The sequence below is a fragment of the Arthrobacter sp. TJ-217 genome (assembly GCF_058269255.1).
The window spans coordinates 110,586-132,067 of sequence record NZ_JBZCNJ010000001.1 but is presented as its reverse complement, the minus strand read 5'-3'; the positions used below and the strand labels follow the sequence as shown (position 1 = coordinate 132,067).

Below are 21,482 nucleotides of genomic sequence, written 5' to 3'. Positions count from 1 at the left end.
CCACGCCGAGCACGATGAACAATACGCAGAAGCCCGCCGCACCCCATGGGGACGGCGGGCTTCTGCGTGTGCGCCTTGACGTCGCCTACGACGGTGCGCCCTTCGCCGGATGGGCGCTCCAGCCGGGCCAGCTCACAGTCCAGGGTGTGCTTGAGGAAGCGCTGATGATCCTGCTGCGGCGCCCGGTGCGCGTCACGGTGGCCGGACGCACCGACGCAGGGGTTCACGCCCGGGGCCAGGTGGTCCACGTCGACCTGACCGCGGAGGAGTGGGCATCAATCGGCCGCGGCCGCACCGGACCGGGCGGTGAAGCGCTTGTGCGCCGCCTCTCGGGCACGATCAACCGCGTCCTTTCCGACCAGCTCGTGGGCCGCGGTCGCTCGGTGAAGAACACGCTTCCCGCCGTCGTCGTCAAGCGCGCCGGCCTGGCCCCGGACGGTTTCGACGCCCGCTTCTCGGCCCTCTGGCGCCGCTACAGCTACCGGATCGCGGACCGGCAGGTTGAGCCGGATCCCCTCGGGCGCGGCACCACGCTGTGGTTTCCCGGCACGCTCGACGAGGACCTGCTCAACGCCGGCGCAGCCGAGCTGCGCGGGCTCCAGGACTTCCGTGCCTTCTGCAAGCCGCGCGAAGGCGCAACGACAATCCGCGAACTGCAGCGCTACGAGTACGCGCGGAACCGCGAGGGTGTGCTCGAGGTGACCATCCAGGCCGACGCGTTCTGCCACAACATGGTGCGGGCCCTCATCGGCTCGACCCTCCGCGTGGGCAGCGGCGAGCTGCCGGCGTCCTGGATCACCGAAAGGCTGCTCGCCCGCACCAAGGACGCCAAGTCGGTGCTCGCACCCCCGCACCCGCTGATCCTCGAGGAAGTCGCCTATCCGAATGCCAAGGAGCTGGGGGAGCGCGCTGCGCTCACCCGGGCGCGCAGGACGGCCGGAGGCGCCGAGGCGGCCGGCGACCGGCTCCCGCCGCCCGATCCGCGCACCTGATCCAGTCATGTTCCGCGCTCCACATCCGCCGGCAGCGCGCCGGCGGAGGAGCTATCCGGAGAAGGCCAGAACGCCGATCAGCGCAGCAACGACCATGCCCGGGCCAAACGGGAACACCGACCCGCGGCCCCCGCGGCGCGAGAGCAGCAGGACGATCCCGGCGAGCCCACCGAAGAGGAACCCGCCAAGCAGCGTGGCCATCCAAGCAGTGAAGCCGGCATACCCGCCGATGAGCCCGAGCACTCCCGAGAGCTTGACGTCGCCCATCCCCATTCCGGCGGGGGAGATCAGCGCAAGGACGAGATAGAAGGCAAACATCGCCAGCCCGCCGGCGCCCGCGGCGAGCAGCCCGCCCCACCCGGCGCCCCCGGCGGCGGCGATCAGCAGGGCCGCGGCGGTGGCGCCCAGGAACGGCAGCACCAGTGCATTGGGCAGAAGCTTGGAGCGCAGGTCGATCGCCGCGAGGAGCACCCCGAAGACCGGCAGGAGCAGGTACAGCAGCAGTTCCCCCGCGGTGTGGGCCCGGAGGGCAGCCGCCGCGCAGAACACGCCGGTGAGGATGGCCATCGGCCACCGCCATGCCGAAGGCAGCACCGTCCGCGGGTCGCGGGCGGCCAGCGGGAACAGCCGATACCCGGTCAGCAGCCCTGCCGCGCCGCAGAGTGCGGCGAGGGCCGCAGGGGGCAGGAGGCTAAGCATTGCGTCGGCTTCCGCCCGAACGCCGACCAAGAACTTCGAGAGACCGCATGTGAGCCACTTTCCCCAGCAGGACCGATTCCGTCCCTTCATTATTGCCCGTACCGCTCCCGCGCCGGGTTCCCGGCAGGGGAAGCCGACTTGCCGCCGGCCCTGCCCGCCCCGAAGCGCAGGGCCCTGTTTTGACCAAACGCTTCGCTTCGCGCTAACCTTGGTAGTCGTTGTGCGTATCCCAACTCGATACGTCTGCGCCCTCCGGAGCGGTTCAGTTGCAGAACCACCTGGCCCGGGGGAGCAGCCGAGGCCTCACGGGATAACTGGTTGTCTTTCAGCCCTCACCTGAAGTTCCGGTAACGCATGAATAAGCTGAGCTTGTGGACGCGGATTCTCCCGCGGACGCAGGCGTCACCGAACAAGAAACGAAGGCCAAAACCGTGCGTACGTACACCCCGAAGCCAGGCGACATCTCCCGCCAGTGGCACGTCATTGACGCCACCGACGTTGTCCTAGGCCGTCTTGCCAGCCAGACCGCAACACTGCTGCGCGGAAAGCACAAGCCGACCTTTGCACCCCATATGGATATGGGCGATTTCGTCATCATCATCAACGCTGACAAGGTTGCCCTCACCGGCGCCAAGCTCGAACAGAAGCGTGCCTACCGCCACTCGGGTTTCCCGGGCGGCCTGAAGTCCACCAACTACGCTGAACTCCTGGAGAAGAACCCGGAGCGCGCAGTTGAGAAGGCCATCAAGGGCATGCTGCCGAAGAACTCACTGGCTGCCCAGCAGCTTTCCAAGCTCAAGGTCTACCGCGGAGCCGAGCACCCCCACGGTGCGCAGCAGCCCAAGACCTTTGAAATCACCCAGGTCGCCCAGTAGTCCTGGCCACCACACACTAAGAAATTAATTCAAGGAGAACCGTGGCTCAGAATACTGAAGAGCTGAATGAACCAGCTGAGGAGCTCACCAGCTACACCTCAGAGTCGAGCGAAACCACCGCAGCCCCGGTGAAGGAGCGCCCCGCGCTCACCGTCGGCGGCGGAGCAGTGGGCCGGCGCAAGGAAGCCATCGCCCGCGTGCGCCTGGTTCCCGGCACCGGCAAGTGGATCGTCAACGGGCGCGAGCTCAGCGACTACTTCCCCAACAAGCTTCACCAGCAGGAAGTCAACGACCCGTTCAAGCTCCTCGAGCTTGACGGCGCCTACGACGTTATCGCGCGGATCCACGGTGGCGGAGCCTCGGGCCAGGCAGGCGCCCTGCGTCTCGGCGTGGCTCGTGCCCTCAACGAGATCGACCGCGACAACAACCGTCCGGCCCTGAAGAAGGCCGGCTTCCTGACCCGCGACGCCCGCGTCATCGAGCGCAAGAAGGCAGGCCTCAAGAAGGCCCGCAAGGCACCGCAGTACTCGAAGCGCTAAAACCCAGTTCCACCAGTGCCCGTCCGGATCGCCGGGCGGGCACTGTGCTTTTAACTTGACGGCGACGTGCCCCTTCACCGGCAGTCCCAATGTTTCTCACCTAGGATGTACAGCGATGAGCAGATTATTCGGTACCGACGGAGTCCGTGGCCTGGCCAACGGGCTGATCACGGCAGAACTCTCCCTGCAGTTGGCGCAGGCCGCTGCGGTGGTGCTCGGCCACCGTGCCGTGGAGGGGAACCGCCGGCCCACAGCGGTCATCGCCCGCGATCCGCGCATCAGCGGTGAATTCATCGCCGCCGCCATGGAGGCTGGCCTGGCCAGCTCCGGGATCGACGTCTACGACGCCGGTGTCCTGCCCACGCCCGCCGCCGCGTACCTCGTCGCCGACCTCAACGCCGATTTCGGCGTCATGATCTCCGCATCGCACAACCCCGCCCCCGACAATGGAATCAAGTTCCTTGCGCGCGGCGGCAAGAAGCTCGACGACGCCCTCGAAGAGGCAATCGAGGCCGAACTCGCATCGCCGCGGCTGCGCCCGGTCGGCCCGGAAGTGGGACGGATCCAACGTTTCGCCGACGCCGAAGACCGCTATATCGTCCACCTCCTGCAGACGCTCCCACACCGCCTCGATGGACTGAAGGTCGTCCTTGACTGCGCCCACGGGGCCGCAAGCGGCTGCTCGCCCGAGGTGTTTTCAAACGCCGGGGCGAACATCGTCGTCATCGGCGCCGACCCCGATGGAAACAACATCAACGAGGGTTACGGCTCCACCCACCTCGAGAAGCTCCAGGCCGCGGTGCTCGAACACGGCGCTGACCTTGGCATCGCCCACGACGGCGACGCGGACCGCTGCCTTGCCGTGGACCACGAGGGCACCGTTGTGGACGGAGACCAGATCATGGCGATCATGGCCATCGCCATGCACGGCGCCGGGAAGCTCGCCGACGACACGCTCGTCGCAACGGTGATGAGCAACCTCGGCCTGAAGATCGCGCTGCGCGAGGCCGGGATCACGATCCGCGAAACCGGTGTCGGCGACCGCTACGTCCTCGAGGAGATGCGCGACGGCGGCTACAGCCTCGGCGGCGAGCAGTCAGGCCACGTCATCTTCGCCGAATACGCGACGACCGGCGACGGGGTGCTCACCGGGCTCCAGCTCGCCGCCCAGGTCGCGGCCACCGGGCGCAGCCTCAAGGAGCTGGCCCAGGTCATGACCAAGCTTCCCCAGGTGCTCATCAACGTCAAGGGCGTCGACCGCGCCGCCGTCGGCACCAACGGCGTCGTGCAGCAGGCCGTCCGTGACGCCCAGGATCTGCTGGGGGAGTCGGGCCGTGTGCTGCTGCGCCCCTCCGGCACTGAACCGGTAGTGCGGGTCATGGTTGAGGCCGCGGACATGGACACCGCGCAGCGCATCGCCGATGAGCTGGCGCAGATCGTCAAGACCAGCCTCGCCCTCGAGCCCGCTCCGGCGGGCTGACCGGCGCCGGTCGCCGGAATCCCCTCGAACGGGCCGGTCCCGCCGCGGCCGCGGGGCGGGTCAGTAGGAGGGAGCCGCCGGAAGGCGCAGGTGCTCCTCAAGGGTCGCGGTCCCGGCGGCCTTCATCGCCGCCGCCGTCGTGGTTCCCACATAACGGAAGTGCCACGACTCGGCGTAGAAACCGGTGACCGTATGGAACCCCTGCGGGTAGCGCAGGATGATCCCGTACGCCGCCGCGTTCGCCGCGGCCCACCGTCCGGCAGCGGTGTCCCTAAAGCACAGCTGGAGGGTGCAGGCGCCGTCGGCCTGGCCGATGTCAAACGCCAGCCCCGTCTGGTGCTCCGAATAGCCCGGGCGGGCCGAAACGGCGTCGGCCAGGGCCGGATCGCCGTACTGGGCGACCCAGTGCGCGTAGGTCGCTTCCTGGTCCGCGAAGGACCGGTACCCGCTCACGAGGGTCAGCCCGACGCCCTGCGCGGCAGCGGCGCCGAACATCTTCTCCACGGCCGCGGCCGCCTCCGGGTGCAGCCGTGCACTCGCCGCCGCCGTGCCCAGCGCGACGTCGGGCACGACGAGGCGGGCCGGCTCGAAATCGATCGGCGACAGCGGCCGGCGCTTGTTCACCACCACGCCGGGTGATCGGGGATCGGCGGCCGGGCCGGGGCCCGCAGCGGCCCCGCTGACAGTGGGCACCGCCGCAGGCGCCGAGGGGGCGGGTTCCCGCTGCCGGGGCGCGGCGAGGCTGCCCCGGGGCAGTGCCGGGGCAGCCGCGGACGGCGCGTCCGGCGCAGGGGAAGCAGCGCCCTGCTCCGGGGCGCAGCAGGTGAGGAACGTCAGGAGCAGCGCCGGCACAAGGACGGCGGGGACAGCCCTCCTCGGCAGCGAGGGAACACCTGCCCGGGGTGCCGGAGCTTTCAGGTTTTCCGTAGCAGCATTCTCCGGATCGAATGGTCGGCGTCCTTGGTCAGCACCAGCTGGGCGCGCCCGCGGGTGGGCAGGACGTTAAGCATCAGGTTCGGTTCGTTGATCCGCTTCCAGATGCCCAGTGCCGTCTCGCGGGCCTGTTCGTCGGTGAGGTCGGCGTAACGGTGGAAGTAGGACTCCGGGTCGGCGAAGGCCCCGCTGCGCAGGGACTGGAAACGCTGGATGTACCACTGCTCAATATAGGAGGTCTTCGCGTCGACGTAGATCGAAAAGTCGAAGAAGTCGCTCACGGCAAGGCCCGAACGTCCGTCGGCGCGGGTCCGGGCGGGAGCGAGCACGTTGAGGCCCTCGACGATGAGGACGTCGGGGCGCCGGATCACCACTTCCTTGCCCGGGACGATGTTGTAGGTCAGGTGGGAGTACCAGGGGGCCCGGACCTCCTCCGCGCCGCTCTTCACCTCGCTCACGAAACGCAGAAGGCGCCTGCGGTCGTAGGACTCGGGGAACCCTTTCCGCTGCATCAGGCCCCGGCGCTCAAGCTCCTCATTGGGATAGAGGAACCCGTCCGTTGTGACGAGTTCCACGTTCGGGGTCTCCGGCCAGCGGCGCAGCAGCTCCCGCAGCACCCGCGCCGTTGTGGACTTCCCCACAGCAACGGACCCGGCGACGCCGATCACGAAGGGGGTGCGGGTTGTTTTTTCACCAAGGAAAGTGGTCGTCGCGGCGTGCAGTTCACCGGCCGCGGCGATGTAGAGGTTGAGCAGCCGCGAGAGGGGGAGGTACACCTCGCGGATCTCCTCAAGGCTCAGCACGTCCCCGAGACTGCGCAGGCGGTGGACGTCTTCGACGGTGAGCGGAGAGGACATTTCGAGCGAAAGCCGGGACCACATCGGGCGGTCAAGCTCCACGAAGGGAGTGACGCTTTCGGCGCCGCTCGCCTGCTGGATGTCGGTGCGTTGATCGCTCACTCTTGAGATTCTGCCCGCTGCGCCGGACATTAACAAACGCGCAGTACCGGTAGGCTTGGGTCCATGTGTGGAATCGTAGGTTATGTGGGCCGGGACCGCGGCCAGGGAAGTTTTGCGCTCAATACTGCCGCTCCGGCCGTCGACAGTAACGACGGCGGAGGCCAGCACGGCGCCCTCGACGTCGTCATGGAAGGCCTCCGGCGGCTCGAGTACCGCGGCTATGACTCAGCGGGTGTAGCAGTGCTCACACCCTCCGGTGTCGAGTCGCGCAAGAAGGCCGGAAAGCTCACCAACCTCGTCGACGAGCTCGTCGAGAAGCCCCTGCCCCGTTCACTGACCGGCATCGGTCACACCCGCTGGGCCACCCACGGCGGCCCCAGCGACCAGAACGCCCACCCGCACCTGGCCGACAAGGGCCGGCTCGCGGTGATCCACAACGGCATCATCGAAAACTTCGCCGAACTCAAGGCCGAACTGCTGGCCTCCGGCATCGAATTCCTCTCCGACACCGACACCGAGGTGGCCGCAGGCCTCCTCGGATCGATCTACCGCGGGCTCGTCGACAGCGGAGCCGAGGGCGACCTGCTGACCCTCGCGATGCAGCAGGCCTGCCAGCGCCTCGAAGGAGCCTTCACCCTCCTGGCGATCCACGAGGACCAGCCCGGCGTTGTGGTTGCCGGACGCCGCAACTCCCCGCTCGTTGTGGGACTCGGCGACGGCGAGAACTTCCTCGGCTCCGACGTCTCCGGGTTCATCGACTTCACCCGCCGCGCCGTTGAGCTGGGCCAGGACCAGATCGTCACGATCACCCCGGACGACGTCGTCATCACCGATTTCTTCGGCGCCCCGGCCGAGGGCACCGAGTTCCACGTGAACTGGGACGCCGCCGCCGCCGAAAAGGGCGGCTACGACTCCTTCATGGAGAAGGAGATCAACGACCAGCCCGACGCCGTCGGCCAGACCCTGCTCGGACGCTCCGACGCCGCAGGGAACCTTGTGCTCGACGAACTGCGGATCAGCGAATCGATCCTGCGCACCGTCGACAAGATCGTTGTCCTTGCCTGCGGCACCTCCGCCTACGCCGGGCAGGTGGCCAAGTACGCCATCGAGCACTGGTGCCGGATCCCCGTCGAGGTGGAGCTCTCCCACGAATTCCGCTACCGCGACCCCATCGTCAACGAGAAGACCCTCGTCGTTGCCATCTCCCAGTCGGGCGAGACGATGGACACCCTCATGGCCGTCCGTTACGCCCGCGAGCAGGGCGCCAAGGTTGTGGCCATCTGCAACACCAACGGCTCCACCATCCCGCGCGAGTCCGACGCGGTCCTCTACACCCACGCGGGCCCGGAGATCGCCGTGGCCTCGACCAAGGCGTTCCTGGCGCAGATCACCGCCGCCTACCTGCTCGGCCTCTACCTGGCCCAGCTGCGCGGCAACAAGTTCCGCGACGAGATCGCCGAAGTGATGGAGAACCTCGCGGCCATCCCCGCGAAGATCCAGGCGATCCTCGACGACGCCGACAAGATCAAGCAGCTCGGCCGGGACATGGCCAACGCGAAGTCGGTGCTCTTCCTAGGCCGCCACGTCGGATTCCCTGTCGCCATGGAGGGCGCCCTAAAGCTCAAGGAGCTCGCCTACATCCACGCCGAAGGCTTCGCCGCCGGCGAGCTCAAGCACGGGCCGATCGCCCTGATCGAAGAGGGCCAGCCCGTCGTGGTCGTCATGCCCGCCTCCACGGCCCCCAACTCCCTCCACGCCAAGGTCGTCTCGAACGTCCAGGAGATCCGGGCCCGCGGCGCGGTGACGATCGTCATCGCTGAGGAAGGCGACACCTCGGTCGAGCAGTACTCCGAGCACGTCTTCTACGTGCCGGCGACCCCGACCCTGCTTGCGCCGCTGCTCACCACCGTTCCCCTGCAGATCTTCGCCCTTGCCCTGGCCGGAGCCAAGGGCTACGACGTCGACCAGCCGCGCAACCTCGCAAAATCGGTGACGGTGGAGTAGGAAGCGTTGAGCAGGAAGCAGGGCGGCCCCCGGCAATGATCATCGGCATCGGTGTCGACGTCGTCGACGTTGAACGGTTCCGGCGCCAGGTGGAGCGGACCCCCGGGTTGGTGGAGCGATTGTTCGTTCCCGCCGAGCGCGGGCTGCCCACCCGCTCCCTCGCGGCCCGCTTCGCTGCGAAGGAGGCCGTGGCCAAAGCCCTTGGCGCGCCCGCCGGAATGAACTGGCAGCACTGCGAGGTGAGGATCGACGAGGCCGGCGCGCCGACGATCGTGCTTTCGGGGACCGTTGCAGCAGCGGCCCGGGCCCGGAACATCGATTGCTGGCACGTGTCGATGAGCCACGACGGCGGGCTGGCCAGCGCGATGGTCGTCGCGGAGGGCTCCGGCACAGATAGTAACCAGACTGACTAATTCGGTCGCTGCCGCTAAGCTCGTACATATGCTCAAAGCATTCACCGCCGGCCAAGTACGCGCAGCAGAGGCTCCCCACCTCGCCGCCGGGCAGGGTCATGCGCTGATGCAGAAGGCCGCACACGGCCTCTATGCGGTGGCCGCCGGCCTGCTCAGGGACTCCGGCGGCTTGTACGGACGCAGCGCCGTGGTGCTTGTCGGCGCGGGAAACAACGGCGCCGACGCCCTGTACGCCGGGGAGCGGCTGGCGCGGCGCGGGATGCGGACGACGGCGGTCGCCGTCACCCACCGGATCCATCCGGAGGCCCTCGCGGCCTTCACCGGCAGCGGAGGCCGGATGGAGCACCTCGCCGAGGAGAACGCCGGGGCCCTCGCCGCGCAGTGTGCCGGCGCGGACCTGATTATCGACGGCATCCTCGGCACGGGAGCCAGCGGTCCGCTGCGCGGAGGCACCGGGGCGTTCATCGACGCCATCAACGCCGCAGCCGGCCCCCGGGGCGCCCGGAAACCCCTCGTCCTCGCCTGCGACGTTCCCAGCGGTGTCGACATCGACTCCGGGACCGTTGAAGGCGCCGTCCTTCACGCCGATGCCACAGTCACCTTCGGTGCGGCGAAGTCCGGCCTGCTTACCGGAGCCGGGGCGGTCGCGGCCGGGGAACTGAACGTCGTCGATATCGGCCTTGGACTGACGAACGGAGCTTCGGGCGCATGGGGGGATCCGGCGGTACGCCGCCTCGAGCTCCGCGACGCCGCCGCCCTGTACCGCAGGCCCCGGACCACCGACCACAAGTACACCCGCGGAGTCCTGGGGATCGCGGCCGGCTCGGAGCAGTACCCCGGTGCCGCCGTCCTCGCCACCGGGGCCGCGCTGGCAACCGGGGTGGGGATGGTCCGCTACCTTGGGCCCCGGAGCGTCGGCAGCCTCATCAACGCCGTGCATCCGGAGGCCGTCTGCTCGACCGGCGGCATCGGCGAGGCGCGGTCCCAGGCCTGGCTCGTCGGCCCCGGGGCAGTCGGGGATCCGGAGCAGTCCCGCCGCGCCCGGGAAGCGATCACCAGCGGGCTTCCCGTTGTCGTCGACGCCGGGGCGCTGTCCGAAGTGCCCCGGACGGTGGGCCCCCAGGTCATCCTCACTCCGCACGCCGGGGAGCTTGTGGCGTTCTTCGCAGGGCGCGGCCAGCAGGCCTCCCGGGAAGCCATCGACGGCGCGCCGGCACGGTACGCTCTTGAGGCGGCACGGATGACCGGTGCGACGGTGCTCCTGAAGGGATTCACCACGGTCATTGCCGCCCCCTCCGGGGAGGTCTTCAGCCAGGCCGATGCCACCCCCTGGCTCGCGACGGCCGGGGCGGGCGACACCCTTGCCGGCATCCTTGGCGCACTCGCGGCGGGGGCGGCGGAGGACGCATCGGCCGCGGCACGGGCAGGGGTCCCCGAGACCGCCAAGTGGGCGGCGATCGCCGCAGCGGCCTCGCTCATCCACGGGCTGGCGGCCCAGCGGGCCGCCCGGCGCGGGCCGGTGGTCGTCTCGGAACTTCCCGCTGACATCGGTGCGGTCCTTGCCGGCCTGCTGGGGGCGCCCGATTGACCCTGTTCAGCTGCGCGTTACCTCCGCACGGTAGACCCTAAGGGGCCCGAACGTTCCGGCGGCGGTCTTCCCGCCGCCCAATGACCTCTCCACGACCATCAGACTTTCCCCGAATGATCCACACCTAGGAGCACAATCACATGGAATTATGGCCCGGCGAAGCGTATCCCCTTGGGGCAACCTATGACGGCACAGGGACGAACTTCGCGCTTTACAGTGAAATTGCGGATTCAGTCGTGCTCTGCCTGTTCGAGGACGACGGCACCGAGACCCAGGTGCCGCTGAAGGAAGTCGACGGCTACGTCTGGCACGGCTACCTGCCGCAGGTCGCCCCCGGACAGCGGTACGGCTACCGCGTCCACGGCCCCAACGATCCCGCCGCAGGACACCGCTGCAACCCCAACAAGCTGCTGCTGGATCCGTACGCGAAGGCAGTCTCCGGTGAACTCGACTGGGACCAGGCCCTGTTCGGGTACAACTTCGGCGACGAGACCTCCGTCAACAACGAGGACTCCGCGCCGCACATGATGCTCGGCGTGGTCGTCAACCCGTTCTTCGACTGGGACGGGGACCGCAGGCCCCGCACCCCGTACCACCAGTCGGTCATCTACGAGGCCCACGTCAAGGGCCTGACCCAGCTGCACCCGGAAATCCCCGAGGAGCAGCGCGGCACCTATGCCGCCGTCGCGCACCCCGCCGTGGTGGCGCACCTGCAGAAACTCGGCGTGACAGCCATCGAGCTCATGCCCGTGCACCAGTTCGTCAACGACAGCACCCTGCAGGACAAGGGGCTCTCCAACTACTGGGGCTACAACACCATCGGCTTCTTCGCCCCGCACAACAAATACGTCTCGGCCGGCGACCAGGGCGAGCAGGTCCAGGAATTCAAGGCGATGGTCAAGGAACTGCACCTCGCCGGCATCGAAGTGATCCTCGACGTCGTGTACAACCACACGGCCGAAGGCAACCACCTCGGCCCCACCCTGTCCATGCGGGGCATCGACAACTCGGCGTACTACCGGCTCGTTGAGGACGACAAGCAGTACTACATGGACTACACGGGCACCGGGAATTCACTGAACGTGAGGAACCCGCACTCCCTGCAGCTGCTGATGGACTCCCTGCGGTACTGGGTGACCGAAATGCACGTCGACGGCTTCCGCTTCGACCTTGCCTCCGCCCTGGCCCGCGAGTTCTATGAGGTGGACCGGCTCTCGGCGTTCTTCGAACTCGTCCAGCAGGACCCGGTGGTCTCCCAGGTCAAGCTCATCGCCGAACCCTGGGACGTCGGACCGGGCGGCTACCAGGTGGGCAACTTCCCTCCGCAGTGGACCGAATGGAACGGCAAGTACCGCGACACCGTCCGCGACTTCTGGCGCGGGGAGCCCTCAAGCATCGGCGAGTTCGCCTCCCGCCTCACCGGCTCCGCCGACCTGTACGAGCACTCGGCCCGCCGGCCTGTGGCCTCGATCAACTTCGTCACCGCCCACGACGGCTTCACCCTGCGCGACCTCGTCTCCTACAACGAGAAGCACAACGAGGCCAACGGCGAAGACAACAACGACGGCGAATCACACAACCGTTCATGGAACTGCGGGGTCGAGGGCCCCACTGACGATCCCAAGGTGCTGGGGCTGCGCGCACGCCAGCAGCGCAACTTCATCGCCACGCTGCTGCTCTCCCAGGGCGTACCGATGCTCCTTCACGGCGACGAGCTTGGGCGCACCCAGAACGGCAACAACAACACCTACGCCCAGGACTCCGAGCTCAGCTGGGTGCACTGGGACAAGATGGACCAGCCGCTGCTCGAATTCACTGCGGCAGTCAACCGCCTGCGCTCCGAGCACCCGACCTTCCGCCGCCGCCGCTTCTTCGACGGACGCCCCGTGCGCCGAGGCGAGGGCGAGGCGCTGCCGGACATCGTATGGCTCGACACTTCCGGCGAGCTCATGGCCCCCGAGGACTGGAACAGCGGCTTCGGCCGCTCGATCGGCGTGTTCCTCAACGGGCAGGGAATCCGGGGCCGGGACGCGCGCGGTCAGCGCATCACCGACGCCAACTTCCTGATGTACTTCAACGCCCACGACGAGGCAGTCGACTTCACGATCCCGGCCGAGGAGTACGCGCCGGCCTGGGACGAGGTCATCGACACCGCGGGCAAGTACGCCGACACCCAGGACATCCCGGCAGGGACAACGATCTCCATCGAAGCCAAGTCGATGGTCGTGCTCAGGTCCCACACGGAGGCCGAGGATCTCGATCACTCGGTTGCCGCGTCGCTTGCCATCCTTGCCAACGAGGTAACAGCGAAGACCGGCACGGCCTAGACAGCGCTGCCTCAACAGCACTGTTTGACAGCACCGCCCAGACCGGCACGCCGGGCCCGCCCGGGCCCGGCACCCGACAGGACACCCAGCCCTTCAGGAGGAAATGCGTGAAGACACCAAGATCGACCTACCGGCTGCAGATTCGAAGCGAGTTCGATCTGCGTGAAGCCGCGGCCCTGGTGCCGTACCTGCACGACCTCGGGGTGGACTGGGTGTACCTGTCGCCGATCCTGACCGCCGAGGAAGGCTCGGCGCACGGCTACGACGTCACCGACACGACAACCGTCGACCCGGCGCGCGGCGGACGGGAGGCCCTGCAGGAGCTTTCCGCCGCCGCCCGGGCCGCCGGGATGGGTGTGCTCGTCGACATCGTGCCCAACCACATGGGCATCCAGACCCCCGCTTCCAACGCCTGGTGGTGGCAGCTGCTGCGGGAGGGCCGGAACTCGCGCATGGCCGAGGCGTTCGACGTCGACTGGGACGCCGCAGGCGGCCGGATCCGGATCCCCGTGCTTGGCGACGGACCGGACGAGGAATCGGCGCTCGAAGTGGTCGATGGAGAACTCAGGTATTACGACAACCGGTTCCCTCTCGCCGAGGGAACCTTCGGTCCCGGCGACACCGCAGTCGACGTCCACGCCCGCCAGCACTACGAACTGGTCAACTGGCGCCGGGCGGACAGCGAACTGAACTACCGCCGCTTCTTCGGCGTGAACACCCTCGCCGGCCTGCGCGTCGAAGTGCCCTGGGTCTTCGAGGAGAGCCACAGCCAGGTCCGCAGCTGGTTCGACGACGCCCTCGTTGACGGGCTGCGGATCGACCACCCCGACGGGCTTGCCGACCCCGCAGGGTACCTCGAGGATCTGCGCCGGCTCACCGGCGGGGCCTATGTCCTGGTGGAGAAGATCCTCGAACCGGGGGAGGAGCTCCCCGCGGACTGGGCCTGCGAAGGCACAACCGGCTACGACGCGCTGGCGGACATCGATCGGCTGCTCACCGACCCGGCCGGCGAACAGCAGCTCACCGCGCTGGTTCAGGCCGAGCCGTTCCACGAGATGATCCACGGCACCAAGCGCGGCATCACCGACGGAATCCTCCGCTCCGAGGTCCTGCGCCTGACCCGGCTCGTCCCCGGCGGCGCCGGCCTCGACAGCAGCGAAGCAGCCGACGCGCTGGCCGAACTGCTCACCTGCTTCCCCGTCTACCGCAGCTACCTGCCCGGCGGGGCCGACCACCTCGCCGACGCCGTCCGCGACGCCTCGGTGCGCCGGCCGGACCTCGCCGCCGCGATCAAGACCCTCCACCCGCTGCTCGACCCCTTCCTCGAAGGAGGTCAGGACGCCGAACTGAGCGAGCTCGCCCGCAGGTTCCAGCAGACCTCAGGGATGGTCATGGCCAAGGGCGTCGAAGACACCGCCTTCTACCGGTACAACCGGCTTGTCTCCCTCAACGAGGTTGGCGCCGACCCTTCGATCTTCGCCGTCGACCCGCTCGAGATGCACCGGCGGCTCCTGCGGCGCTCCACCGGGAACCCGCTGTCGATGACCACCCTGAGCACCCACGACACCAAACGCAGCGAGGACACAAGGGCGCGCATCAGCGTGCTTTCCGAACTGCCCGGGGAATGGGAAGCGGCGCTTGCCCAGCTCAACGCCGCCGCGCCGATCGGGGACGAGGCGTTCGCCTCGCTGCTGTGGCAGTCACTGATCGGAGCATGGCCGCTCAGCCGGGAACGTGCCCACGCCTACGCCGAGAAGGCCGCGCGTGAAGCCGACTCAAGCACCCATTGGACGGCTCCGAACGAGGCGTTCGAGAAGGCAATGCACGACGCCGTCGACGCCGCGTTCGACGACCCCCGCGTCAACTCCGTGGTGACCGGGACCGTTGAACGCATCAAGGCCGCGGGCTGGTCCAATTCCCTGTCCGCGAAGCTGCTCCAGCTCACCATGCCGGGCGTGCCCGATGTGTACCAGGGCACTGAGTTCTGGGACACGTCCCTTGTCGATCCCGACAACCGCAGGGATGTCGATTACGACGCCCGCAAGCGCACCCTCGCCGACCTGAAGTTCGGGGCGCATCCAGCGGTAGGGCCCGACGGGGCAGCGAAACTGCTCGTGGTTTCCCGCGCGCTGCAGGCGCGGAGGGACCGCCCCGAACTCTTCACCGGCTATGCACCCCTCCAGGCCTCGGGGCCTGCCGCGGACCACGTGTTCGCTTTCGATCGCGGCGGGGCCCTCACCGTGCTGACGCGGCTGCCCTACGGCCTTGAACGCCGCGGCGGCTGGACCGGCACGACCGTCCAGCTCCCGGAAGGCAGCTACACCTGCGCCCTCACCGGTACAACCTTCACCGGAGGCGAGGTGCCGGCAGCGGACATCTTCGCCTTCCTCCCCACCGCGCTACTGATCCAGGAGGATGCATCATGAGCAGCCAATTCGACGTTTGGGCGCCCCGGGCGGAAAGCCTGGTTCTCGTTGCCAACGGCGCCGACTACCCCATGACCGCAGCGGACGGCGGGTGGTGGCTGGCCCCCGGCGATGCGCCGTCGGGTAGTGACATCGACTACGGGTACCGCGTGAACGGCTCGGAAAGCCCGGTCCCCGACCCCCGCTCCCGCCGCCAGCCCGACGGCGTCCACGCCCTGTCGCGCACCTTCGACCCGGCCGCGCACCACTGGCAGGACGCCCAGTGGTCCTCCCCGGGCCTGAACGGCGGGGTGATCTATGAGATGCACCTCGGGACGTTCACCCGCGAAGGAACCCTCGATGCCGCCATCGAACGGCTCGACTACCTCGTCGACCTCGGCGTCAAATACGTCGAACTGCTCCCCGTCAACGCCTTCAACGGAACCCACAACTGGGGGTACGACGGCGTGCTCTGGTACGCCGTGCAGGAGACCTACGGCGGGCCCGCAGCCTACCAGCGCTTCGTCGACGCCGCCCACCAGCGCGGCCTCGGCGTCATCCAGGACGTCGTCTACAACCACCTCGGCCCGAGCGGAAACTACCTCGGCCAGTTCGCCCCGTACCTCACCGAGGGCCGAAGCAACACCTGGGGCGACTCCCTGAACCTCGACGGTCCGGCCTCCGACGAGGTCCGGCGCTACGTGGTCGACAACCTGCTCATGTGGTTCCGTGACTACCACGTTGACGGGCTCCGGCTCGATGCCGTCCACGCGCTTCACGACGAGCGCGCCGTGCACATCCTCGAGGAATTCGCCGCCGAGACCGACGCGTGCGCGGCGGAACTCGGCAAGCCGCTGTTCCTCATCGCGGAATCCGACCTCAACAATCCCCGCCTGATCGAGGCCCGCACCGTCAACGGCTACGGGCTCGCCGGGCAGTGGAGCGACGACTTCCACCACGCCGTGCACGTCAACCTCACCGGCGAGACCGAGGGGTACTACTCGGACTTCAACTCCGTCGGCGCGCTCGCCAAGGTCCTGAAGGAGGGGTTCTTCCACAACGGGACCTTCTCCTCCTTCCGGGAGCGCAGCCACGGCCGGCGCCTCGACGCGGACCGCATCTCCCCGCTGCAGCTCGTTGTCTGCGCGCAGAACCACGACCAGATCGGCAACCGGGCGGCAGGCGACCGGATCAGCGCGGCCCTGAATCCCGCCCAGCTTGCGCAGGCGGCGGTGCTGACCATCGCCGGACCATTCACGCCCATGCTGTTCATGGGCGAGGAATACGGCGCGACAACGCCGTGGCCGTTCTTCACCTCCCACCCCGAGCCGGAACTGGGCAAGGCCACCGCCGAGGGACGGTTCCGCGAGTTCGAGCGCATGGGGTGGGATCCTGCCACCGTCCCCAACCCGCAGGACCCTGCGACGTTCGAGTCCGCCAAGCTCGACTGGGCCGAAAGCGAAAAGCCCGAACACCGTGAACTGCTTGCCATCTACCGGGAGCTCATCCGGCTGCGCGCAAGCGAACCGGACCTGAACACCCGCGACTTCCGCTCGGTGGACGTGGAGTTCGACGAGGCCGCCCGCTGGCTGCTGCTCAAACGCGGCCGCACGGTGGTGCTCCTCAACCTCGGCGCAGCCGAATGCGAGGTCCCCTTGGCCGCCAACGGCGCCGAGGTGCTGCTCTCAACCGTGGACGGGGTTCAAACGGGGGCCGAAACGGTCAGCCTGCCGGGCCACGCGTCCCTCATCCTCTCGCTCGCGGCCGGCTGACAATGGCCGCCCCCGACCTGAGCACCGACGTGCTGATCGTCGGCGCCGGGCCCACCGGACTGATGCTCGCGGCCTTGCTGCGCAGGCTCGGCGTGGACGCCGTAATCACCGACAGCAAGGGGGAGCCCACCCGGGAGTCCCGAGCGATCGGAATCCAGTCGCGCACCATGGAGATCTACGACCAGCTGGGGGTGATCGGCCCGGTCCTGGAGCAGGCCCAGAAGGCGCTCAGCATCAAGCCCGGATACGGCCGGCGGGCCTTCGGGGAAATCCCCCTGGCAAGCCTCGGGGAGGGGCTGACCCCGTATCCGGGGCTGCACTTCCTCGAACAGAGCAAGAACGAGCGGATCCTCCTCGCGGAGCTCCAGCGCAGGGGAGGGGACGTGCTGTGGAACCGGCGGCTGACCGGGCTCAGCGCCCTGCCCGGCGATGTCACGGCAGAGTTCGCCGGTCCCGAGGGCCCGCTCGCCGTCACCGCCCGGTACGTGGTGGGCTGCGACGGCGGCTCCTCCGCCGTGCGGACGCTCAGCGGCATCCCGTTCGAGGGCGTCACCAACGAACACATGTTCTATGTGGCCGACGCCCTCGAAGTCAAAGGCCTCTCGGCCGCCACCGTGGAGCTGCGGCTCAGTGGCGACGACTTCCTTCTCGCGTTCCCCCTGAAAGCGACGGAGGAGGGGCTGACCAACCACCGGCTGATCGGGGTGCTGCGCAGCTCCGGCACCGCCGACATCGTGGAGGAGGTCGCGCGGGGGCGCGTGCGCGAGCTCTTTGGCGTCACCTACAGCACGTCCCGCTGGTTCTCCACCTACCGCGTCCACCACCGGGTGGCAGCCGCCTTCCGCGCCGGCCCCGTGTTCCTCGCGGGGGACGCCGGGCACATCCATTCCCCGGTCGGCGCCCAGGGGATGAACACGGGCCTGCAGGACGCCCACAACCTTGCCTTCAAACTGGCCGACGTGCTCTCCGAGCGGGCCGGGGAGGAACTGCTCGACCGCTACGACGCCGAACGGCGCCCCGTCGCCCTGCGGCTGGTCAGCGTCACCGACCGGGTCTTCGCCGGTGTCACCTCCGGCGCGGCAACCGCCCGGACACTGCGGCGGATCCTGCCCCGCATGGCCGGGCCGGTGGCCGTCCGGCTTCTTCCGGCCGCTCCCATCGCCCCCCGCTTCGCCGGATACCTCGGGCAGATCCGGATCCACTACTGGATGAGCGAAGGAGCCAAAGCCGCGGCCCGCGGCCGGAGGGGAAGGGTCGTCGGCCGCCGCCTGCCGTGGACCGGCAGCAATTTCGCGGTGCTCGCCGATGCCTGCTGGCAGGTCCACAGCTATGGCGACACCGATTCCGAGCTCGCCGACGCCGTCGGCCAGGCCCTCGGCCTGCCGGTCCACCGGTTCCCGGAGGCACCCCGGCAGGGCCTGCGCGCCGACCGGTTCTACCTCGTGCGCCCCGACGGTTTCGTCGCCGCGGAGGCGCCCGCCCACCGTGCGATCTCACTGCTCCGCGCAGCCCTGCCCGGGCACTGGAACGGCACCCCGCCGCAGGGAGCCGCATAGGATGGCCCAATGACGTATTCCCCTGCTGATACCCGTTACGACTCAATGCCCTACCGCAGGGTCGGCCGCAGCGGCCTCCACCTGCCCGCCGTTTCCCTGGGGCTCTGGCACAACTTCGGCGACGACAAGCCGTTCGACATCCAGAGGGCCATCCTGCGCCGTGCCTTCGACCTGGGCGTCACCCACTTCGACCTGGCCAACAACTACGGTCCCCCCTACGGCAGCGCCGAAACCAACTTCGGGCGCCACTTCGCCGACGACTTCCGGCCCTTCCGCGACGAACTGGTCATCTCCACCAAGGCCGGCTACGACATGTGGCCGGGGCCGTACGGCAACTTCGGCTCACGCAAGTACCTGCTGGCCAGCCTCGACCAGTCACTGAACCGCATGGGTCTTGACTACGTGGACATCTTCTACAGCCACCGCCCCGACCCGGAGACACCCCTCGAGGAGACGATGGGCGCCCTCGACACCGCGGTACGCTCCGGGCGGGCCCTCTACGCCGGAATCTCCTCGTACTCGCCGGAGAAGACAATCGAAGCCGCCTCCATCCTGCGCGAGCTGGGCACCCCGCTGCTGATCCACCAGCCCTCCTACTCGATGCTCAACCGCTGGGTCGAAAACGGCAGCCCCAACCTGCCCGAAGCCCTCGAGAGCGTCGGTGCCGGCTCCATCGCCTTCTCCCCGCTGGCGCAGGGACTGCTCACCGACCGGTACCTCAACGGCGTGCCCTCCGGCTCGCGGGCGGCCGCCGACAAATCGCTCTCCGGTGACCACCTTTCCGACGACAACCTGCGCCGCGTGCGCGGGCTCAACGAGATCGCCGAAAGCCGCGGCCAGAGCCTCGCCCAGATGGCCGTCGCCTGGATCCTCCGCCCGCAGGCCCAGGGCACCCCGATCACCTCGGCGCTGGTGGGAGCCTCGAGCGTCGCCCAGCTCGAAAGCAGCGTCGGAGCCGTCGCCAACCTCGAATTCACCGACGAGGAGCTCCGTGCCATCGACGAGTTCGCCGTCGAATCGGAGATCAACCTGTGGGCCCGGGCCCTGCAGGACTGATGGTCTCCATCCGCGAGGCGGCCGACTCCGACTGGCCCGCCCTTTGGGCGGTCATGGAGCCGGTCGTCCGCGCCGGTGAAACCTACTGCTGGGACACCTCAATGGACTCCGCCGCCGGGAAGCGCGAATGGCTTTCCGGCGGCGGAGATCCGACGATGCGGGTCTACGTCGCAGTGGACGACGACGGCGCGGTGGTGGGCACCGCCCAGCTCCATGCCAACCGCGGCGGCAATGGCAGCCACGTGGCCAACGCATCCTTCCTCGTAGCCTCGTCCGCGGGCGGCCGGGGCATCGGACGGGCGCTCGCGGAGTTCGTGCTGGCCGAGGCGCGGGCGCAGTGCTACCGCTCAATGCAGTTCAATGCCGTCGTCGAGACAAACACGCGAGCCGTGGCGTTGTGGCAGTCGCTCGGCTTCTCGATCATCGGCACGGTTCCCGAAGCGTTCGCGCACCCCCGGGCCGGGCTCACCGGCCTGCACATCATGCACCGCACCCTCTAGCCCCGGCGCCGCGGCTCCCAGCCGGCGGCAAGCCGGGGAAACGCCCGCTCATACCCGGCAAGGACCTTTGCCGCCGCGTGCGCTGAGTCGATGAGGGGGTGAACGGTGAAGGCGCGCAGCGCCGCGTCGCGGTCGCGGTGCAGCGCCGCCCTCACCGTCTCCTGCTCCACCGCCTTCACCGCGCTCATCAGCCCGAGTTGGTGCGCGTTGAGGGGAGCCGCAGGCAGGGCAGCCGCACCGTCCGCCGAGACCCGTGCGGGAACTTCGACGACGGCGTCCTCCGGCAGGCCCGGAAAGGTGGTTCCGTTGCGGACATTGAGGATCAGCTCCGCCGGGGCGCCGGTGAGCAGGGCGTGCATGAGGTTCAGGGCGATGCGTTCGTAGCCGCCGCCGGCGAGGTCCGCCTCGTCCCGTTCGTCCCCGGATCTTCGGGCTTCGGCGAGGTACCCGGCCTCCCGCTCCCGCCGTGCCGCTTCCCACACCGCGTACGGCTCGTCGGTTCCGGCAAGCTCGGCATACAGTCCGGTCTGCTGGGCGGCGAGGATCTCGCCCCGGGTTGCGCCGGCGGAGGCAACCGACCGCAGCGCCTCACGGTGGAAGTAGTGATAGAAAAGGTATTCGTTGGGCAGGGCCCCGAGCAGCCGGGGGAGCTCCGGCCCGAAGATGCGCCCCTCCTCGAACAGCGCGAGGCGCGCCGGGTCGGCCAGCAGGCCCGGCAGGCGGTCGGCGCCGTCGACAGTGAGCCCACGCAGCCACCCGAGGTGGTTCAGCCCCACATAGTCAACCCCGCGCAGCGAGCCGGGCCCAAGGGCCACACCGGCCGCCGCTGCGGCCCGGGCCACGAGGCCGGAGGCGGAGTCGCAGATGCCGATCACGCGGCGCCCGAGCACGGGCGCCAGGGCCTCGGTCACCATTCCCGCCGGATTGGTGAAGTTCACCAGCCAGGCTCCGGGGGCATGGTCGAGGATGGCGCGGGCGATGCCCAGCATGTCCGGGATGGAGCGTAGGGCATAGGAGATGCCCCCGGCCCCCACCGTCTCCTGGCCCAGCAGACCGCAGGCGAGGGCGACTCGTTCATCGAGCACCCGTCCGGCCGGGCCGCCGCTGCGGATCGCGGCAAACACAATGTCCGCCCCCGGCAGCGCCTTCTCAAGTCCCTGCCCGACCACGACGGAGGGAGGCCGGGAGCCGTCCGGGAGCGGCATTGACGAGAGCACCCGGGCCATTGCCCGGGCGCGGGCCGGATCGGCGTCGACGAGGAAAAGGGAGTCGATGAGCCCGGCGAATCGTCCGGCGGCGAGCGCGCGGTAGACAAGGGGTACGCGGAAGCCGCCGCCTCCAACGATGACAAGCTTCATGCGCCTCCCGTCCAGGCCAGCCCCGG

17 protein-coding genes are annotated in these 21,482 nt (G+C 68.8%); 13 read left to right on the top strand and 4 right to left on the bottom strand.

The annotated features are described in order from the left end of the window. Positions 1 to 14: 14 nt before the first annotated feature. Positions 15 to 992: a tRNA pseudouridine synthase A gene (locus AC4D2R_RS00645; RefSeq protein ID WP_490936548.1), complete on the top strand. Its 978-nt coding sequence runs from the start codon at positions 15 to 17 to the stop codon at positions 990 to 992. A 51-nt stretch (positions 993 to 1,043) separates the two neighbouring features. Here AC4D2R_RS00645 and AC4D2R_RS00640 read toward each other — a convergent pair whose 3' ends face one another. Continuing rightward, positions 1,044 to 1,691, bottom strand: coding sequence for a prepilin peptidase (locus tag AC4D2R_RS00640; RefSeq protein ID WP_490936546.1), 648 nt, complete (start codon positions 1,689 to 1,691; stop codon positions 1,044 to 1,046). Between the two features lie 431 nt (positions 1,692 to 2,122). Here AC4D2R_RS00640 and rplM point away from each other — a divergent pair, with 431 nt between their 5' ends. The 3 genes from rplM to glmM all read left to right on the top strand — a co-directional run bounded on the left by rplM (position 2,123) and on the right by glmM (position 4,585). Beyond that, positions 2,123 to 2,566 carry a 50S ribosomal protein L13 gene (rplM, locus tag AC4D2R_RS00635; RefSeq protein WP_490901524.1) on the top strand — a complete coding sequence of 148 codons (444 nt, stop codon included), beginning with the start codon at positions 2,123 to 2,125 and terminating at the stop codon, positions 2,564 to 2,566. Positions 2,567 to 2,607: 41 nt separating this feature from the next. Next, positions 2,608 to 3,105, top strand: a complete 498-nt coding sequence (gene rpsI / locus AC4D2R_RS00630) for a 30S ribosomal protein S9 (protein WP_490901296.1) — start codon at positions 2,608 to 2,610, stop codon at positions 3,103 to 3,105. A gap of 115 nt (positions 3,106 to 3,220) precedes the next feature. Continuing rightward, the gene (gene glmM / locus AC4D2R_RS00625; RefSeq protein ID WP_490936544.1) at positions 3,221 to 4,585 is read left to right on the top strand and encodes a phosphoglucosamine mutase; all 1,365 of its coding nucleotides are present in this window, start codon (positions 3,221 to 3,223) and stop codon (positions 4,583 to 4,585) included. A gap of 60 nt (positions 4,586 to 4,645) precedes the next feature. Here glmM and AC4D2R_RS00620 read toward each other — a convergent pair whose 3' ends face one another. Then, a complete protein-coding gene (locus AC4D2R_RS00620) occupies positions 4,646 to 5,437 on the bottom strand; it encodes a M15 family metallopeptidase (RefSeq protein ID WP_490936542.1) in 792 nt (263 codons plus the stop codon). A gap of 62 nt (positions 5,438 to 5,499) precedes the next feature. Beyond that, positions 5,500 to 6,507, bottom strand: coding sequence for a type I pantothenate kinase (coaA, locus tag AC4D2R_RS00615; RefSeq protein WP_490901300.1), 1,008 nt, complete (start codon positions 6,505 to 6,507; stop codon positions 5,500 to 5,502). A 33-nt stretch (positions 6,508 to 6,540) separates the two neighbouring features. Here coaA and glmS point away from each other — a divergent pair, with 33 nt between their 5' ends. The 9 genes from glmS (at position 6,541) to AC4D2R_RS00570 (ending at position 20,098) form a co-directional block, all read left to right on the top strand. Next, entirely contained in the window at positions 6,541 to 8,481 is a 1,941-nt protein-coding gene (gene glmS, locus AC4D2R_RS00610; RefSeq protein WP_490901301.1) for a glutamine--fructose-6-phosphate transaminase (isomerizing), read from the top strand. Positions 8,482 to 8,516: 35 nt separating this feature from the next. Then, positions 8,517 to 8,894, top strand: coding sequence for a holo-ACP synthase (locus AC4D2R_RS00605; RefSeq protein WP_490936540.1), 378 nt, complete (start codon positions 8,517 to 8,519; stop codon positions 8,892 to 8,894). A 28-nt stretch (positions 8,895 to 8,922) separates the two neighbouring features. Then, positions 8,923 to 10,482 (top strand): bifunctional ADP-dependent NAD(P)H-hydrate dehydratase/NAD(P)H-hydrate epimerase, encoded by a 1,560-nt coding sequence (locus AC4D2R_RS00600; protein ID WP_490936538.1) that lies wholly within the window; start codon positions 8,923 to 8,925, stop codon positions 10,480 to 10,482. 140 nt (positions 10,483 to 10,622) lie between these two features. Next, on the top strand, positions 10,623 to 12,809 hold the full coding sequence (gene glgX / locus AC4D2R_RS00595) for a glycogen debranching protein GlgX (protein ID WP_490936535.1): 2,187 nt from the start codon (positions 10,623 to 10,625) through the stop codon (positions 12,807 to 12,809). A 107-nt stretch (positions 12,810 to 12,916) separates the two neighbouring features. Next, entirely contained in the window at positions 12,917 to 15,235 is a 2,319-nt protein-coding gene (gene treY / locus AC4D2R_RS00590) for a malto-oligosyltrehalose synthase (RefSeq protein WP_490936533.1), read from the top strand. Further along, entirely contained in the window at positions 15,232 to 16,986 is a 1,755-nt protein-coding gene (gene treZ / locus AC4D2R_RS00585; protein WP_490936531.1) for a malto-oligosyltrehalose trehalohydrolase, read from the top strand. The genes treY and treZ overlap by 4 nt, the downstream gene beginning before the upstream one ends. Before the next feature lie 2 nt (positions 16,987 to 16,988). Beyond that, on the top strand, positions 16,989 to 18,542 hold the full coding sequence (locus AC4D2R_RS00580) for an FAD-dependent monooxygenase (RefSeq protein ID WP_490936529.1): 1,554 nt from the start codon (positions 16,989 to 16,991) through the stop codon (positions 18,540 to 18,542). A 9-nt stretch (positions 18,543 to 18,551) separates the two neighbouring features. After that, entirely contained in the window at positions 18,552 to 19,598 is a 1,047-nt protein-coding gene (gene mgrA / locus AC4D2R_RS00575) for an L-glyceraldehyde 3-phosphate reductase (RefSeq protein WP_490936527.1), read from the top strand. Continuing rightward, a complete protein-coding gene (locus AC4D2R_RS00570) occupies positions 19,598 to 20,098 on the top strand; it encodes a GNAT family N-acetyltransferase (protein ID WP_490936525.1) in 501 nt (166 codons plus the stop codon). The genes mgrA and AC4D2R_RS00570 overlap by 1 nt, the downstream gene beginning before the upstream one ends. Here AC4D2R_RS00570 and AC4D2R_RS00565 read toward each other — a convergent pair. Next, complete coding sequence (locus tag AC4D2R_RS00565) at positions 20,095 to 21,456, bottom strand: family 4 glycosyl hydrolase (protein WP_490936523.1); 1,362 nt, start codon at positions 21,454 to 21,456, stop codon at positions 20,095 to 20,097. The two genes, AC4D2R_RS00570 and AC4D2R_RS00565, sit on opposite strands and share 4 nt — an antisense overlap. Positions 21,457 to 21,482: the final 26 nt, after the last annotated feature.